Origin of the sequence: Micromonospora sp. WMMD754 (assembly GCF_049315235.1) — a bacterium.
GTDB lineage: Bacteria > Actinomycetota > Actinomycetes > Mycobacteriales > Micromonosporaceae > Micromonospora > Micromonospora sediminicola.
In genome coordinates, this window is record NZ_CP186058.1 from 3426085 (window position 1) to 3440114 (window position 14030).

At 75.5% G+C, this 14030-nt stretch carries 15 protein-coding genes; 10 read left to right on the forward strand and 5 right to left on the reverse strand.

Features of this window, described 5'->3' with window-relative positions; translation table 11 throughout:
* Positions 1–6 precede the first annotated feature (6 nt).
* The 3 genes from ACN27B_RS16695 to ACN27B_RS16705 all read left to right on the forward strand — a co-directional run bounded on the left by ACN27B_RS16695 (position 7) and on the right by ACN27B_RS16705 (position 3212).
* The gene (locus tag ACN27B_RS16695; RefSeq protein WP_099162173.1) at positions 7–1125 is read left to right on the forward strand and encodes a cystathionine gamma-lyase; all 1119 of its coding nucleotides are present in this window, start codon (positions 7–9) and stop codon (positions 1123–1125) included.
* Between the two features lie 171 nt (positions 1126–1296).
* Positions 1297–2088 carry a putative protein N(5)-glutamine methyltransferase gene (locus tag ACN27B_RS16700; protein WP_422740957.1) on the forward strand — a complete coding sequence of 264 codons (792 nt, stop codon included), beginning with the start codon at positions 1297–1299 and terminating at the stop codon, positions 2086–2088.
* A 65-nt stretch (positions 2089–2153) separates the two neighbouring features.
* Entirely contained in the window at positions 2154–3212 is a 1059-nt protein-coding gene (locus ACN27B_RS16705) for an ROK family protein (RefSeq protein ID WP_099162171.1), read from the forward strand.
* A gap of 49 nt (positions 3213–3261) precedes the next feature.
* Here the strand turns inward: ACN27B_RS16705 and ACN27B_RS16710 are convergent, their stop codons facing one another.
* A complete protein-coding gene (locus tag ACN27B_RS16710) occupies positions 3262–3462 on the reverse strand; it encodes a DUF397 domain-containing protein (protein ID WP_099162170.1) in 201 nt (66 codons plus the stop codon).
* Positions 3463–3466: 4 nt separating this feature from the next.
* On the reverse strand, positions 3467–4312 hold the full coding sequence (locus ACN27B_RS16715) for a helix-turn-helix domain-containing protein (RefSeq protein WP_098743355.1): 846 nt from the start codon (positions 4310–4312) through the stop codon (positions 3467–3469).
* 277 nt (positions 4313–4589) lie between these two features.
* Between ACN27B_RS16715 and ACN27B_RS16720 the strand changes: the two genes are divergently transcribed.
* Positions 4590–4814, forward strand: coding sequence for a hypothetical protein (locus tag ACN27B_RS16720; protein ID WP_091580438.1), 225 nt, complete (start codon positions 4590–4592; stop codon positions 4812–4814).
* 261 nt (positions 4815–5075) lie between these two features.
* The gene (locus ACN27B_RS16725; protein WP_099164733.1) at positions 5076–6179 is read left to right on the forward strand and encodes a D-alanine--D-alanine ligase family protein; all 1104 of its coding nucleotides are present in this window, start codon (positions 5076–5078) and stop codon (positions 6177–6179) included.
* A 16-nt stretch (positions 6180–6195) separates the two neighbouring features.
* Here ACN27B_RS16725 and ACN27B_RS16730 read toward each other — a convergent pair whose 3' ends face one another.
* Both ACN27B_RS16730 and ACN27B_RS16735 read right to left on the reverse strand, forming a co-directional pair.
* Entirely contained in the window at positions 6196–6783 is a 588-nt protein-coding gene (locus ACN27B_RS16730) for a DUF3515 family protein (protein ID WP_422740958.1), read from the reverse strand.
* Complete coding sequence (locus ACN27B_RS16735) at positions 6784–7017, reverse strand: Lrp/AsnC ligand binding domain-containing protein (RefSeq protein WP_007075177.1); 234 nt, start codon at positions 7015–7017, stop codon at positions 6784–6786. It lies immediately after the preceding gene.
* 166 nt (positions 7018–7183) lie between these two features.
* Between ACN27B_RS16735 and ACN27B_RS16740 the strand changes: the two genes are divergently transcribed.
* Both ACN27B_RS16740 and ACN27B_RS16745 read left to right on the forward strand, forming a co-directional pair.
* Positions 7184–8122, forward strand: a complete 939-nt coding sequence (locus ACN27B_RS16740; RefSeq protein ID WP_099162168.1) for a thiamine-phosphate kinase — start codon at positions 7184–7186, stop codon at positions 8120–8122.
* Positions 8123–8207: 85 nt separating this feature from the next.
* Positions 8208–8675: a GNAT family N-acetyltransferase gene (locus ACN27B_RS16745; RefSeq protein WP_099162167.1), complete on the forward strand. Its 468-nt coding sequence runs from the start codon at positions 8208–8210 to the stop codon at positions 8673–8675.
* 105 nt (positions 8676–8780) lie between these two features.
* Here ACN27B_RS16745 and rpmB read toward each other — a convergent pair whose 3' ends face one another.
* The gene (gene rpmB / locus ACN27B_RS16750; protein WP_013284551.1) at positions 8781–8972 is read right to left on the reverse strand and encodes a 50S ribosomal protein L28; all 192 of its coding nucleotides are present in this window, start codon (positions 8970–8972) and stop codon (positions 8781–8783) included.
* Between the two features lie 205 nt (positions 8973–9177).
* Here rpmB and ACN27B_RS16755 point away from each other — a divergent pair, with 205 nt between their 5' ends.
* From ACN27B_RS16755 to ACN27B_RS16765, 3 genes are read left to right on the forward strand one after another with little or no spacing between them, the layout of a single operon-like run.
* On the forward strand, positions 9178–10791 hold the full coding sequence (locus tag ACN27B_RS16755; protein ID WP_422740959.1) for a DAK2 domain-containing protein: 1614 nt from the start codon (positions 9178–9180) through the stop codon (positions 10789–10791).
* Entirely contained in the window at positions 10788–12989 is a 2202-nt protein-coding gene (gene recG / locus ACN27B_RS16760) for an ATP-dependent DNA helicase RecG (RefSeq protein ID WP_422740960.1), read from the forward strand. Before ACN27B_RS16755 ends, recG begins: the two co-directional genes overlap by 4 nt.
* 58 nt (positions 12990–13047) lie before the next feature.
* Complete coding sequence (locus ACN27B_RS16765) at positions 13048–13980, forward strand: serine hydrolase domain-containing protein (RefSeq protein ID WP_422740961.1); 933 nt, start codon at positions 13048–13050, stop codon at positions 13978–13980.
* Positions 13981–14030 lie beyond the last annotated feature (50 nt).

Consider the following 14030-nt stretch of genomic DNA (forward strand, 5'->3'; position numbering starts at 1 on the left):
GCGGGCATGACGTCGCCGCACTGGGGAGACGGCACGCGCAGCGTGCACGCCGGCCTGCCGGACGCCGTACCCGGGCAGCCGTTCCTGCCCGGTCCGGTGTTCGCCGCGCCGTACCACCTCGACCCGTCGCGCGGCCCGTCGGCCGCCCGGGACGGGTACGGGCGGCCGGACAACCCCACCCGGCGGCTGCTGGAGACGGCGATCGGCGAGTTGGAGGGCGGCGACTGCCTGGTCTTCGCCAGCGGGCAGGCGGCCATCACCGGGCTGCTGCTGACCGTGCTGCGCCCAGGGGACACCGTGGCGCTGCCGGCCGACGGCTACTTCTCGGTGCGGGCGTTCGCCACCGACACCCTGGAGCAGCTCGGGGTGCGGGTGGTGCTCGTGCCGACCGCCGGGCCGTACCCGTCGTTCGACGGTGTCCGGCTGGTCCTGCTGGAAACCCCGGCGAACCCCGGCCTCGACGTCGCCGACGTGCGGGCGGTGGCCGCCGCCGCGCGTGCCGCCGGGGCGCTGGTGGCGGTGGACAACACCACCGCCACGCCGCTCGGGCAGCGTCCGCTGGACCTCGGCGCGGACGTGGTGGTCGCCTCCGGCACCAAGGCGCTGACCGGCCACTCCGACCTGCTGCTGGGCTACCTGGCGACGCGCGACGCCGGGCTGCGGGACGCGGCGACCACCTGGCGCAACGCCACCGGCGGGGTGCCGGGCGCGTTCGACTGCTGGTTGGCCCACCGCTCGCTGGCCACCGTCGACCTGCGACTGGCCCGGCAGAGCGCCAACGCCGAGGCGCTCGTCGGGCTGCTCGCCGGCCGGGCGGACGTCACCGGCCTGCGCTGGCCCGGGCGGCCGGAGGACCCGGCGTACCCGGTCGCGTCGGCGCAGATGCGGCGCATCCCCGGGGTGCTCTCGTTCGACCTCGGCGACGCCGACCGGGTGGCCCGGTTCCTCGACGCGTCCCGCCTGGTGGCCGCCGCCACCTCGTTCGGCGGGGTGCACACCACGGCCGACCGGCGGGCCCAGTGGGGCGACGACACGGCGCCGGGCTTCGTCCGGTTCTCCTGCGGCATCGAGGACAGCGCCGACCTGGTCGCCGACGTGGCCTCGGCCCTGGACGCCGCGGGCTGACGGCACACCGGCCGCTGGGCTATCGTGACGGCAGCCACGGCCCGTGCGGCCCCGACCCGAGGAGGTGAGTCCGATCCACCAGCAGAGGACCGGCGCTCCCTCCGAGTCCGTGTCGCCCCGGGGCTGAGGCGACGCCGGGGGCGCCGACGAGCGTTCCCCGAAAGGCTTGCCATGGCACCCACCGTGTTCACTCCCGACCGTCCCGCCCTCGTCCGCCGGCTGCGTGCCGCCGGTTGCGTCTTCGCCGAGGACGAGGCGGACCTGTTGATCGCCGCCGCCGACTCGGCCGACGCGCTGACCCGCCTGGTCGACCGCCGTGTCGCCGGTCTGCCGTTGGAGCACCTGCTCGGCTGGGCCGAGTTCTGCGGCCGGCGGGTCGCCGTGCACCCGGGCGTCTTCGTGCCCCGGGCGCGTACCGCGCTGCTGGTCGACGCCGCGGCGTCGGTGGCCGGGCCGACCCCGGCCGTGCTCGACCTGTGTTGCGGCTCCGGCGCCGCCGCGCTGGTGCTGCACGACCGGTTGTCCCCGCGCTGGCTGGCCGCCGCCGACATCGACCCGGTCGCGGTGGCCTGCGCCCGACGCAACCTCGACCCGCTGGGGGTGCCGGTCTACCAGGGCGACCTGTTCGACCCGGTGCCCGTCGGCTGGCGCGGCCGGCTGGACCTGGTGGTGGCGAACGCTCCCTACGTGCCGAGCGGTGCGGTGGCCATGCTGCCGGCCGAGGCCCGGTTGCACGAGGCGCCGGTGGCGCTGGACGGTGGCGCGGACGGGCTCGCGGTGCTGCGTCGGGTGGCCGCCGGGGCGGCCGAGTGGCTGGCGCCGGGCGGACACGTCGCGGTCGAGGTGAGCGCCGGGCAGGCGCCGGTGCTCTGCGCGGTGTTCGCCGCCGCCGGCCTCGACCCGACCATGGTGCGGGACGAGGAGTGGGAGGCGACCGCGGTGACCGCCCGCCGTCCCGGCTGACACGCGTGGCGGGTGGGCCCGCCGAGAACTAACCTCAGGTCAGGCTCGGCGGGAGGCGGTGGCGGGTGGGCAGCGCAGGGGTGCCGGTGGTGGTGGGGCTGGACAACGGCGGCACGAGCAACAACGCCACCGTGCTGACCGTCGACGGCCGGTTCCTGGTGGACGGGCTGCTGGAGATCCCCAGCGAGGTCGGCGCCGGCCCGGAGGCGGCGGTCGAGGCGCTCGCCCGGGCGTTCGACGGCGTGCTGGCGCACACCGGGGCGCCCCGGGAGGCGGTGCGCGCGGTCGGGCTGGACACGCCCGGCCCGGCCAGCGCCACCGGGGTGATCTCCTCGCGCGGCTCGACCAACTTCTCCCAGCCGGCCTGGCGGGGCTTCGACGTGCGCGGCGCGCTGGAACGGCGGCTCGGCCTGCCGGTGGTCTACGCCAACGACGGCAATGCCGCCGCGCTCTACGCCCACCACGTGCACTTCGGCGCGGACGCGGCGGCCCGGTCGTCGGTGTCCGCCATCGTCGGCACCGGTCTCGGCGGGGGCGTGGTGGAGAGCGGCCGGGTGGTGGGCGGCGCGGCCGGCATGGCGGGGGAGTTCGGGCACGTGCACATCCCGCTGGACGGGCTGGTCGAGCCGGACCAGCCCGCGCCGGTCTGCGCCTGCGGCTTCACCGGCGACGCCGAGAGCCTCGCCTCGCTCACCGCCATCCGGCGCAACCTGCTGCCCTACTGGCTGGCCCGCTATCCGGGGCACCCGCTGGCCGCCGAGGAGCCGGCCCGGGCGGCGAAGCTGGTCCGCGGCTACGGCGAGCGGGGCGACCCGATGGCCCGTCAGGTGTTCGGCCAGCAGGCGGCGGCGTTGGGACGGCTGTTCACCATCGCGGCCAACTTCACCGACCCGCACGCGTACTTCGTCGGTGGCGGCGTGGTGGAGGCCGCGCCGGAGTTCCGGGACTGGTTCCTCGCCACCGTCGCCGGGCACACGGTGCTCCGCGACGAGCAGCGCGCGGTGGCCACCTTCGCGCTGGTGCCGGACCGGGACATGGCCGGCGCCCGCGGGGTGGCCATCGCAGCGCTGGAGGCGGTCCGCGGCGCCACCGCGCCACTCGCGCGGGGCGGGGCCCCCGCCTGACGTCTTCGGCAGAGCGGGGGCCCCTGCTCGACGCGTCCGGCGCGTGCGGTCAGGCGCGCGGCGGCGCGGCGGTGAAGGCGGCCCAGGCGGCCGGCGGGAAGACCAGCACCGGGCCGGCCGGGTCCTTGGAGTCGCGGACCGCGACCGCCTCGGGCAGCGGGGCCATCTCCACGCACGCGCCCTCGTCGCCGCTGTGGCTGCTCTTGCGCCAGCCGACCGGCGTCGGGTGGGGGCGGTTCGTGCCGTTCATGCGGTCACCTCTCGTTCAGCAGATTGAGGAGCTGGTCCCGACTGGCCGCCGGGCTCAGCGCCACGGTCCGCAGGTGCTCCATGATCTTGGTGCAGGTACGCAGGTCGCCCGGCCGGTCGAGGACCATCTGCCCGGCGACCGTCTCCACCGAGGCGATGATCGGGTCCTCGGGGTCGGCGAACTCCAGGATGTGCAGCGATCCCCGGGTGCCCCGGTGGTAGCCGGCGGCGAGGGGGATGACCTGCACGGTGATGTTGGGCAGCTCGGCCATCTTCAGCAGGTGCTGGAGCTGGCCGGCCATCACCGAACGGTCACCGACGGGGCGCAGCAGCGCGCCCTCGTCGATGATGGCGTCGAGGATCGGCGGGTCCTGCCCGGAGATCCGCTGCTGGCGGTCCAGCCGTAGCTGGACGCGCTGCTCCACCTGCTCGTCGCTGAGCGTGTGCGGTCCGCCCCGCATGACGCCACGGATGTAGTCGGCGGTCTGGAGCAGCCCGGGCACCACCGACGGTTCGAAGTTCGCGATGCCGGTGGCCTCGGCCTCCAGCGCGATGAAGTCGATGGTGCGCCGGTCCAGCAGGTAGGAGTAGGACACCCACCAGCCCGGCTTGCGCGCGTCCTTGGCCAGTTGGACCGCCGCCGCGATCTCGTCGGGGCCCACGCCGTAGCTGGTCAGCAACGCGCGCACGGTGGCCGGGTTGATCAGCGTCTGCGCGTTCTCGTAGCGGGACAGGGTGCTCCGGGTGCTGTTGATCTCGTCGGCCGCGGTCTCCAGGGTCAGGCCGGCGGCCTCCCGGTGGGTTCGCAGGGCGATGCCGAGCCGTCGGGCCCGGGCGGTCTTCGGCGCCATGCATCGATGGTCGCACATCGAGTGGGAAAACGGGCGTGAGAGAAAGTCGATGAGAGTTGCATTCACGCGTGTCCACCTGTCAATCTGTGACGGCGTCCTCACCGCCGGTTGTCGTGGCGACGGTGGTGGTGAGCGACCGGAGGGGATGGGGCGCGCGGCGATCGGGTTTTTCTCCCCCACGACCCGATCGCCGCGTGCCCGTACCGGTCCACCAGACGGGGAGGAATCTCGCGATGACGGTGACGGCCTGCCACTCCGGGAACGGGGGTGGCCGGGAATGACCCGGTTCCTCGTGGTCCTCACCGACGTGCGCCCGGGCGACGGCGCCGAGCGCGACGAGCGGACCAGCCCCGAGCGGCGCCGGCAGGTCGTCGGCGCGAGCAGCCGGGAGGCGGCCGACCGGATCGCCGGCGCCTTCATGGCGCTGGGCATGGTGCGGGCCGGCCGGCAACGGGTCAAGGTCATCGCGGTCGGTCGCCGACCCCGGCACCCGGCCTTCTGAGCCATACCGGGCCCGACCTCGCGGACGCGGCGGCGAGGGCAGGGAGCCGGGCGGCCGGCGGCAGGTCCCGCCGCCGGCCGCCCGGGCTCGACCCCGACACGCCGCACCGTTACTCCCCGTATATGTCACCTTGACCGGTTGCCATGCTGCTCCGCGTCTCCCCGGGTATCGGCCACCCCCGCCGACGACGCACAGTAAGGTCAACCGGGTGAGCGCCACCGGCGAGCACGGCCAGCCGCAGTCGCGAACGATGAGGTGACCATGACCACCCCAGGCAAGACCCGTGTGGCGATCGTCTTCGGCGGCCGCAGCCCCGAGCACGGCATCTCCTGCGTCAGCGCCGGCAGCGTGCTCGGCGCGCTCGACCCCGACGAGTTCGAGGTCGTCCCGGTCGGCATCACCCGACAGGGCCAGTGGGTGCTCGCCAGCGGCGACCCGAGCGGGCTCGCGATCGCCGACCGCAAGCTGCCGGAGATCACCGCCGGCTCCGGCGCCGAGCTGGTGCTGCGCGCCGACCCGGCCGTCGGCGGCCTGATGGTGCTCGACCCGGCCCAGGGCCCGGTGGCGCTGGCCGACGTGGACGTGGTCTTCCCGGTCCTGCACGGCGCGTACGGGGAGGACGGCACCATCCAGGGGATGCTGGAGATGGCCGACATCCCCTACGTCGGAGCCAACGTGTTCGCCTCCGCGGCGGCCATGGACAAGGAGTTCACCAAGAAGCTCTGCGCGGCCGAGGGCATCCCGGTCGGCCCGTACGCGGTGCTGCGCGCCGGCATGTCGCTGAGCGAGGAGGACAAGGAGCGCCTCGGGCTGCCCGTCTTCGTCAAGCCGTCGCGGGCCGGCTCCTCGTTCGGCATCACCAAGGTCGACGACTGGGCCCAGCTGGACGCCGCGCTCGCCACCGCGCGCGAGATCGACAGCAAGGTGCTGGTCGAGGGCGCCGTGGTCGGGCGCGAGATCGAGTGCGGCGTGCTGGAGGGCGAGGCCGGCGGCGCGCCGGAGGCCTCCGTGCTCGCCGAGGTGCGGATGATCGGCGACCGCGACTGGTACGACTTCGAGGCCAAGTACATCTTCGCCGACGAGGTCTGCGAGTACGACGTCCCGGCGAACCTGCCCGAGACGGTGACCCGGCAGGTGCGCGACTACGCCACCCGCGCGTTCACCGCGCTGGACTGCTCCGGCCTGGCCCGGGTCGACTTCTTCGTCACCCCGCAGCTGGACGTCTACCTCAACGAGATCAACACGATGCCGGGCTTCACCCCGACCTCGATGTTCCCGCGCATGTGGGCGGCCAGCGGGCTGGAGTATCCGAAGCTGGTCAACCGCCTGATCCGGACCGCCCTGCACCGGGGCGCCGGCCGCTGAGCGGCCGGCGCGGACGTCACGCGGAGCAGCCCGAGGGCGCCGTCCTCGCCGAGGGCACCGCGCTGACGATCGCGTCGGAGATCGGCGTCACCCACTGCAACGGCTGCTCGTAGGTCCTCGGCACCCGGACCCGCACCGGGGTCTCCCGGTCGACCGTGGTCAGCACCGTGGCGTCGGCCTCCTGCACCGGGTGCCAGCAGACCTTGTTCACCGTCCACACCTCGTCCGTGGGCTGCACCAGCGGGGCGCTCCCGCCGCAGGACACGGTCAGGGCCGGGTCGCCGTACGCGGCGTTCTGCTCCGGGCCTGCGGTGACCGGGCGCTGCCGCAGGTCACGCACGCTGTCCGGCAGCTGCGACACCAGCGCGCGGCAGAGCACCGCCGGGCGCTCGGCCAGGGCCGGGGCCGGCAGCTCGACCGGTGCGCTCGACTGCGCCCGGGGGCTGGCCGACGCGCTCGGCGCGGCGTCGGGGGAGTCCGGGGCGAGCTTGGCGAACGTGAACCCGGCCACGGCCAGCGTCACCGGCACCGCGATCAGTGTCGCCCAGAGCGCGGCGCGCCGGGTGGAGCCGTCCGCGCGCGGGGAGCTGTCCTTCTCTTCCACTTACAGCCGCACCACCGAACACGTGAGGGTGCGGGTGATGCCGGGCACCATCTGCACCTTGCTGACGATGAGTTTGCCGAGCTCGTCGACGGTGTTCGCCTCGGTGAGCACGACCACGTCGTACGGCCCGGTGACGGCGTCGACCCGTACCACGCCGGCAAGGTCCCCGATCAGACCGGCCACGTCACGCGCCCGGCCGACCTCCGTCTGGATGAGGATGTACGCCTGTACCACGACTCGACCTCCGTCCGTCGCCGCCTGGGGCGGCCCGAAGGGTGAAACTACCGTACTGAGCGGCCGTGATCCCTATCGGTCGCCGGGCGGACGCGGTGAGCGAGCACACGTGGGCGCGGGGAGGGGTCGGGACGTGCGGGACGACGGAGCGGGACGAGGGGACGGCATGACGGTCGCGGGTGTCGGGGAGTTCGGGCTGATCGACCGGGTGACCGCCCGGCTGTCGTACGGGGAGAGCTGCCTGCTCGGCCCCGGCGACGACGCCGCGGTGGTGGCGGCGCCGGACCGGCGGGTGGTCGCCTCCACCGACGTGCTGGTCGAGGGACGGCACTTCCGGCGCGACTGGTCCGGGGCGCGGGACGTGGGACACCGGGCGGCGGCGGCCAACCTGGCCGACATCGCCGCCATGGGCGCCACCCCGACCGCCCTGCTGGTGGCCCTGTGCATGCCGACCGAGCTGGACCCGGCCTGGGCCGAGGAACTGGCCGACGGGCTGGGCGCGGAGGCGGCGCTGGTCGGCGCGAGCGTGGTCGGTGGGGACATGTCGGCCAGCCCGACGCTGACCGTCGCGGTGACCGCGCTCGGCGACCTGGCCGGGCGGGCCCCGGTGGTCCGGTCGGGCGCCCGCCCGGGCGACGTGGTGGCGCTCGCCGGGCGCACCGGCTGGGCGGCGGCCGGCTACACGGTCCTGTCCCGGGGTTTCCGGACGCCCCGCCTGCTGGTCGAGGCGTTCCGCCGCCCCGAGGTGCCGTACGCGGCGGGGCCGGCGGCCGCCGCGGCCGGTGCGACCGCCATGATCGACGTGTCGGACGGGCTGCTCGCCGACCTCGGCCACGTGGCGGCGGCCAGCGGGGTGGCGATCGACCTGACCCGGGACGCGTTCGAGGTGCCCCGGCAGATGCGCGACGCGGCGCAGGCGCTCGGCGTGGACCCGTACTCGTGGATCCTGGCCGGCGGGGACGACCACGCGCTGGCGGCCACGTTCCCGGACGGGGTCGCGCTGCCCGACGGCTGGCGTCCGGTGGGGCGGGTGGGCGACGGCGCCGGGGTCACCGTCGACGGCGCCGAGCCCGAGGGACCGCGTGGCTGGGACCACTTCCGCTGAGCCGGCACGACCGACGGAGTGATCTGCGTCCGACCCCGGCCGCCGGGGCGGGGCGGGGGTCGGGCCCGGTCGTAGCCTGGGCATCGTGAGCGAGATCGAGATCCGGGAACGGCGCTTCGACGCGCCCGAGTCACAGGCGTTGATCCGGGCGGCGCTGGCCGACCTCGGGCAGCGGTACGGCGGCAGTGGCGACGAGACGCCCGTCGACGCGGCCGAGTTCACCCCGCCGGCCGGCGCCTTCCTGGTCGCCTACCTGGACGGGCGGCCGGTGGGCTGCGGCGGCTGGCGCAGTCACGGCGAGGACGGCGACACGGCGGAGCTGAAGCGGATGTACACCGCGCCGGCCGCCCGCGGGCGGGGCGTGGCCCGCTCGGTGCTCGCCGCCGTCGAGCGGTCCGCCCGCGACCACGGCCGCAAGCGGATCGTGCTGGAGTGCGGCGACAGGCAGCCCGAGGCGATCGCCATGTACACCTCGGCCGGCTACGAGCCGATCCCGAACTTCGGCTTCTACAAGGACGAGCCCGGCTGCCTGTCGTTCGGCCGTACCCTCTGAGCGCCGGTCACCGCCGCCGGCCCGCGCGGGCCGGCGGGGACGACAGAAGCCGGCGGACCCGATGGGTCCGCCGGCGACCGACGATGTTCCGGTGGCGCTGCCGCGTCAGGCGCGGGTGACCTTGCCGGCCTTGATGCACGAGGTGCAGACCTGCAACTTCTTGGTGGTGCCGCCACCGGCCGGGGTCCGCACCGACTGGATGTTCGGGTTCCAGCGGCGGTTGGTCCGCCGGTGCGAGTGGGACACGTTGTGGCCGAAGCCCGGTCCCTTGCCACAGACGTCGCACACGCTAGCCACGGGATACTCCTGGGATTGAAACGTTCATGAGGTCGCCGCCAGGCGCTGCCCGGGCAACCTGGTCAGGTTACCCGATGACGGCCGGGCATGCCCAACCGGCCCGTCGCGGGCCGGGCCAGCGTACCGGCCGCGCCGGGCCGGGGACACGCCGGGCGGACCCGGACGACCCCGGCGCGTGTCGGTGTGCGCCAGTAGGCTTCCCGTCGTGCTGGACACCCTCGACGCCGCCGCGGTGCGCCGCTGGTGCGCGAGCGGCCTCGCCACGCTCCAGCGCCACCAGGGCGAGATCGACGGCCTCAACGTCTACCCGGTGCCCGACGGCGACACCGGCACCAACCTGGTGCTGACGCTCACCTCGGCCCAGCAGGCCCTGGCCATGGACCTCGGCACCCTGCCCGACGACGGGCACACCCCGCACGGGCACGCGCTGCGGTTGATGGCCCGGGGCGCCCTGCTCGGCGCGCGGGGCAACTCCGGGGTGATCGTGTCGCAGATCCTGCGCGGCCTCGCCGACGCGCTCGCCGCCGCGCCGGCGGTCCGGGGCCGCCAGCTCGCCGCCGGGCTGGCCGACGCCACCGCCGCCGCCTACGCCGCGGTCGCCCGGCCGGTCGAGGGCACCCTGCTCAGCGTGGTCTCGGCGGCGGCCCGGGCGGCCGAGCGGGCGGACAGCGACGACCTGCGCACGGTGGCCCGGGCCGCCGCCGAGGCCGCCGCCCACGCGCTGGCCCGCACCCCTGAGCAACTGCCGGAGCTGGCCCGCGCCGGCGTGGTCGACGCCGGCGGGCGCGGGCTGTGCCTGCTGCTCGACGCGCTGGTCGAGGTGATCACCGGGGAGAGCCCCGGCCAGCCGGCGCCCGCGCCGCCCGTCCGCCGCCCGACCGCCACCGCCGCGCGGGAGACCGGCTCCGACGCGTACGCCTACGAGGTGCAGTACCTGCTCGACGCCACCGACGAGGCGGTGGCCCGGCTGCGCGCCGAGCTGGCCGCGCTCGGCGACTCGCTGGCGGTCGTCGGCGACGGCTCGGGCACCTGGAACGTGCACGTGCACGTCAACGACGTCGGAGCGGCGGTCGAGGCGGGCGTGGTCGCCGGCCGGCCGCACCGGATCACCGTGACCCGGTTCGCCGACCAGACCGCCCCGGCGCCCGCGCCGGCGGTGGCCCGGCCCGACGGCCGGGCCGCCGTGGTGGTGGCCACCGGCGCCGGCATCGCCGAGCTGTTCGCCGCCGAGGGCGCCGTCGTCGTGCCGGCCAACCCGTCCACCGGCGAGCTGCTCGACGCGATCCGGGCCACCGGCGCGGCCCGGGTGGTGGTGCTGCCGAACGACCCCAACACCCAGTCGGTGGCGAGCGCGGCGGCCAAGGAGGCGCACGGCCTCGGCGTCAAGGTCAGCGTGGTGCCCACCCGCTCCCCGGTGCAGGCGCTCGCGGCGCTCGCCGTCCGCGACCCGAAGCGGCGTTTCGAGGACGACGTGATCGCGATGGCCGAGGCGGCCGGCGCGTGCCGCTACGCCGAGGTCTGCCACGCCGGCCGGGAGGCGCTCACCGTCGCCGGCCCGTGCCGCCCGGGTGACGTGCTGGCCCTGGTCGAGGGCGAGGTGCACCTGATCGGGCAGGATCTCACCGACACCTGCACCGCCGTGGTCGACCGGATGCTCGGTGGCGGCGGGGAGCTGGTCACCCTGCTCTGCGGGGCGGACGCCCCGGCCGGGCTGGCCGACCGGGTGCGCGCGCACGTCGAGCGGTCCTGGCCGTTCGTCGAGGTGCAGGCGTACGAGGGCGGGCAGCCGCACTATCCGCTCCTGGTGGGGGTCGAATGACGAGCGAACCGACCACGGTGGACACGCCGCTGAAGAAGCTGGTCGGCGAGCGCACCGCGAAGGCGCTGGCCGGCCATCTCGACCTGCACACCGCCGGCGACCTGATCTACCACTTCCCGCGCCGCTACGACGAGCGCGGCGAGCACACCGACATCCGCTCACTGGACGTGGGGGAGCAGGTCACCGTGCTCGCCCAGGTGCAGCGCACCGCCGTGCGGCCGATGCGGCAGCGCCGGGGCAACCTGCTGGAGGTCACCGTCGGCGACGGCTCCGGCGGCGTGCTCACCTGCACCTTCTTCGGCAACCAGGCGTGGCGGGAGCGGGAGCTGCGCCCGGGGCGGTGGGGGCTGTTCGCCGGCAAGGTGACCGAGTTCCGCGGCAAGCGGCAGCTCAACGGCCCGGAATACGTCCTGCTCGGCGAGGGCGGTGAGGGTGAGGCGGCGGCCAACGAGGAGGTCGAGGAGTTCGCCGGGGCGCTGATCCCGGTCTACCCGGCCGCGGCGGCGGTGCCGACCTGGGTGATCGCCCGCTGCGTCCGGGTGGTGCTGGACACGTTCACCCCGCCGGAGGACCCGCTGCCGGCCACCGTGCGGGCCACCCGCAACCTGGCCGACATCGGCACCGCCCTGCGGGAGATCCACCGTCCGTCCAGCAAGGAGGCGCTCTACCGGGCCCGCCGGCGGCTGAAGTGGGACGAGGCCTTCGCCGTGCAGCTCACCCTGGTGCAGCGCAAGCACCGGGCGGCGGCGTCGCCGGCCCAGGCCCGGCCGGCGAGGGCCGGTGGCCTGCTCGACGCGTTCGACGCCCGGCTGCCCTACGAGCTGACCCCCGGCCAGCAGGTCGTCGGGCGGGAGATCGCCGCCGACCTGGCCACCGCGCACCCGATGCACCGGCTGCTCCAGGGCGAGGTGGGCTCGGGCAAGACCGTGGTGGCGCTGCGCGCCATGCTCCAGGTGGTCGACGCCGGCGGGCAGGCCGCGTTGCTCGCGCCGACCGAGGTGCTCGCCGCGCAGCACCACCGGGGCATCCTCGACCTGCTCGGCCCGCTCGGCCGGGCCGGTGAGCTGGATGCCGCCGACGACGCCACCCGGGTGGAGCTGGTCACCGGCTCGCTGGGCGCGGCGGCGCGGCGGCGCGCGCTGGCCGAGGTGGCGCAGGGGCGGGCCGGCATCGTGCTGGGCACCCACGCGTTGCTCTACGAGGGGGTCGACTTCGCCGACCTGGGCCTGGTGGTGGTCGACGAGCAGCACCGCTTCGGGGTGGAGCAGCGGGACGCGCTGCGGGCCAAGGCCGAGCAGCCGCCGCACGTGCTGGTGATGACGGCCACCCCGATCCCGCGCACGGTCGCCATGACGGTCTACGGCGACCTGGAGACCTCCACGCTGTCCCAGTTGCCGCAGGGCCGGTCGCCGATCGCCTCGCACGTGGTCCCGGCCGCCGAGAAGCCGGCCTTCCTCGACCGGGCCTGGCGCCGGCTGCGCGAGGAGGTCGCCAAGGGCCACCAGGCGTACGTGGTGTGCCCGCGGATCGGTGAGGGGCCGGTCTCCGACGAGGAGGCGCCGCGGGAGGACGACAACGGCCGCCGGCCGCCGCTGGCGGTGACCGAGGTGGCCCCGCTGCTCGCCGAGGGGCCGTTGCACGGGCTGCGGATCGGGGTGCTGCACGGCCGGTTGCCGGCCGACGAGAAGGACGCGGTGATGCGCGCGTTCGCCGACGGCGACCTGGACGTGCTGGTCGCGACCACGGTGGTGGAGGTGGGCGTCAACGTGCCCAACGCGACCGTGATGATCGTGCTGGACGCCGACCGGTTCGGTGTCTCCCAGCTGCACCAGCTGCGCGGCCGGGTGGGCCGGGGTTCGGCGGCCGGGCTGTGCCTGCTGGTCAGTGAGGCGGCCGAGGGGTCGTCGGCGCGGGAGCGACTGGACGCGGTCGCCTCCACCACCGACGGGTTCAAGCTGGCCGAGCTCGACCTGGAGCAGCGTCGGGAGGGCGACGTGCTCGGCGCCACCCAGTCCGGCCGGCGCTCCCACCTGCGGCTGCTCTCGCTGCTGCGGGACACCGACCTGATCCGGGACGCGCGGGCCGAGGCGATCGAGCTGGTCGGGGACGACCCGGAGCTGGCCCGGCACCCGGCGCTGGCCGCCTCGGTCGCCGCCCTGGTCGACGAGGAACGGGCCGAATACCTGGAGAAGGGCTGACGCCCGAGCGCGGGTCACGGGGCTGCGGCATGCGGGCCGCGTGCCTAGGCTCGCGCAGATGTCGACACCATCACTCGAACGCGGTGTGCTGCTGCTGACCCGGGGTGACGAACTCCTGGTGGACCGGGTCGTCGGGGCTGCCGACGAGACGTCCGGCCGACCGTGCACCCCGGTGACGCGGTTCCAGATCGCCTCGATCAGCAAGCAGATGGCCGCCGCGGCGGTGCTGCTGCTCGCCGAGCGCGGCGTGTGGCGCCTGACCGATCCGGTCGTGCGGTGGCTGCCCGACCCGCCGTCGGCATGGTCCGGCATGACGCTGCACCACCTGCTCACCCACACCTCGGGCCTGGGCCACTGGGAGGAGTACCCGGCGGTCGACATCTGCGGGCCGGCCGAGCCGGACGAACTGCTCGGCCGGTTCGCCGCGGTGCCGCCGCTGTTCCCGCCCGGGGCCGGGTGGCACTACAGCAGCCCGGGCTACGTGCTGCTGGCCCGCGCGGTCGAGCGGGCCGCCGACCGGCCGTACGCCGGGTTCCTCGCCGAGGAGGTCTTCGCGCCGTTGGGGATGACCGGCAGCTTCGCCGGCGCGGGTGACGGGCGGCCGGACCTGGCGGTCGGACACGAGGGCAGCCGGACCGTGCCGTCCTGGGACCTGGCGACGGTGAGCATGGGCGCGGGTGACGTCTGGTGCACCGCGGCGGACCTGCTGACCTGGCTGGACGTGCCGCGCCGCAACCGGTTGCTCACCCCGGCCTCGGTGGCGGCCATGACCGCGCCGCACGCGCCCACCGGCCGGCCCGGCGAGGCGTACGGGTACGGGTGGTTCGTCGGCCCGCTGGCCGGCCGGCGGGCGGTCCACCACTCCGGGGACAACGGGGGCTACAAGGCGTTCGCGGCCTGGCTGCCCGACTCCGACCAGCGGCTCGTGCTGCTGGCCAACCAGGCCGAGGTCGACCCGGCCGCCGTCACGTCGCTGCTCGGGGCCGGGTGATACCGCCGCCCGGCCGTCAGTGGCGCGGCGTACGACGAGGGCGCGCCGAC

What these genes read in the sequence shown, in the direction of transcription:
- ACN27B_RS16695 (WP_099162173.1), top strand. Translation starts at nt 7, where the DNA reads ATGACGTCGCCGCACTGGGGAGACGGCACGCGCAGCGTGCACGCCGGC.
- ACN27B_RS16700 (WP_422740957.1), top strand. Translation starts at nt 1,297, where the DNA reads ATGGCACCCACCGTGTTCACTCCCGACCGTCCCGCCCTCGTCCGCCGG.
- ACN27B_RS16710 (WP_099162170.1), bottom strand. Translation starts at nt 3,462, where the DNA reads ATGAACGGCACGAACCGCCCCCACCCGACGCCGGTCGGCTGGCGCAAG.
- ACN27B_RS16715 (WP_098743355.1), bottom strand. Translation starts at nt 4,312, where the DNA reads ATGGCGCCGAAGACCGCCCGGGCCCGACGGCTCGGCATCGCCCTGCGA.
- ACN27B_RS16720 (WP_091580438.1), top strand. Translation starts at nt 4,590, where the DNA reads ATGACCCGGTTCCTCGTGGTCCTCACCGACGTGCGCCCGGGCGACGGC.
- ACN27B_RS16725 (WP_099164733.1), top strand. Translation starts at nt 5,076, where the DNA reads ATGACCACCCCAGGCAAGACCCGTGTGGCGATCGTCTTCGGCGGCCGC.
- ACN27B_RS16740 (WP_099162168.1), top strand. Translation starts at nt 7,184, where the DNA reads ATGACGGTCGCGGGTGTCGGGGAGTTCGGGCTGATCGACCGGGTGACC.
- recG (WP_422740960.1), top strand. Translation starts at nt 10,788, where the DNA reads ATGACGAGCGAACCGACCACGGTGGACACGCCGCTGAAGAAGCTGGTC.
- ACN27B_RS16765 (WP_422740961.1), top strand. Translation starts at nt 13,048, where the DNA reads ATGTCGACACCATCACTCGAACGCGGTGTGCTGCTGCTGACCCGGGGT.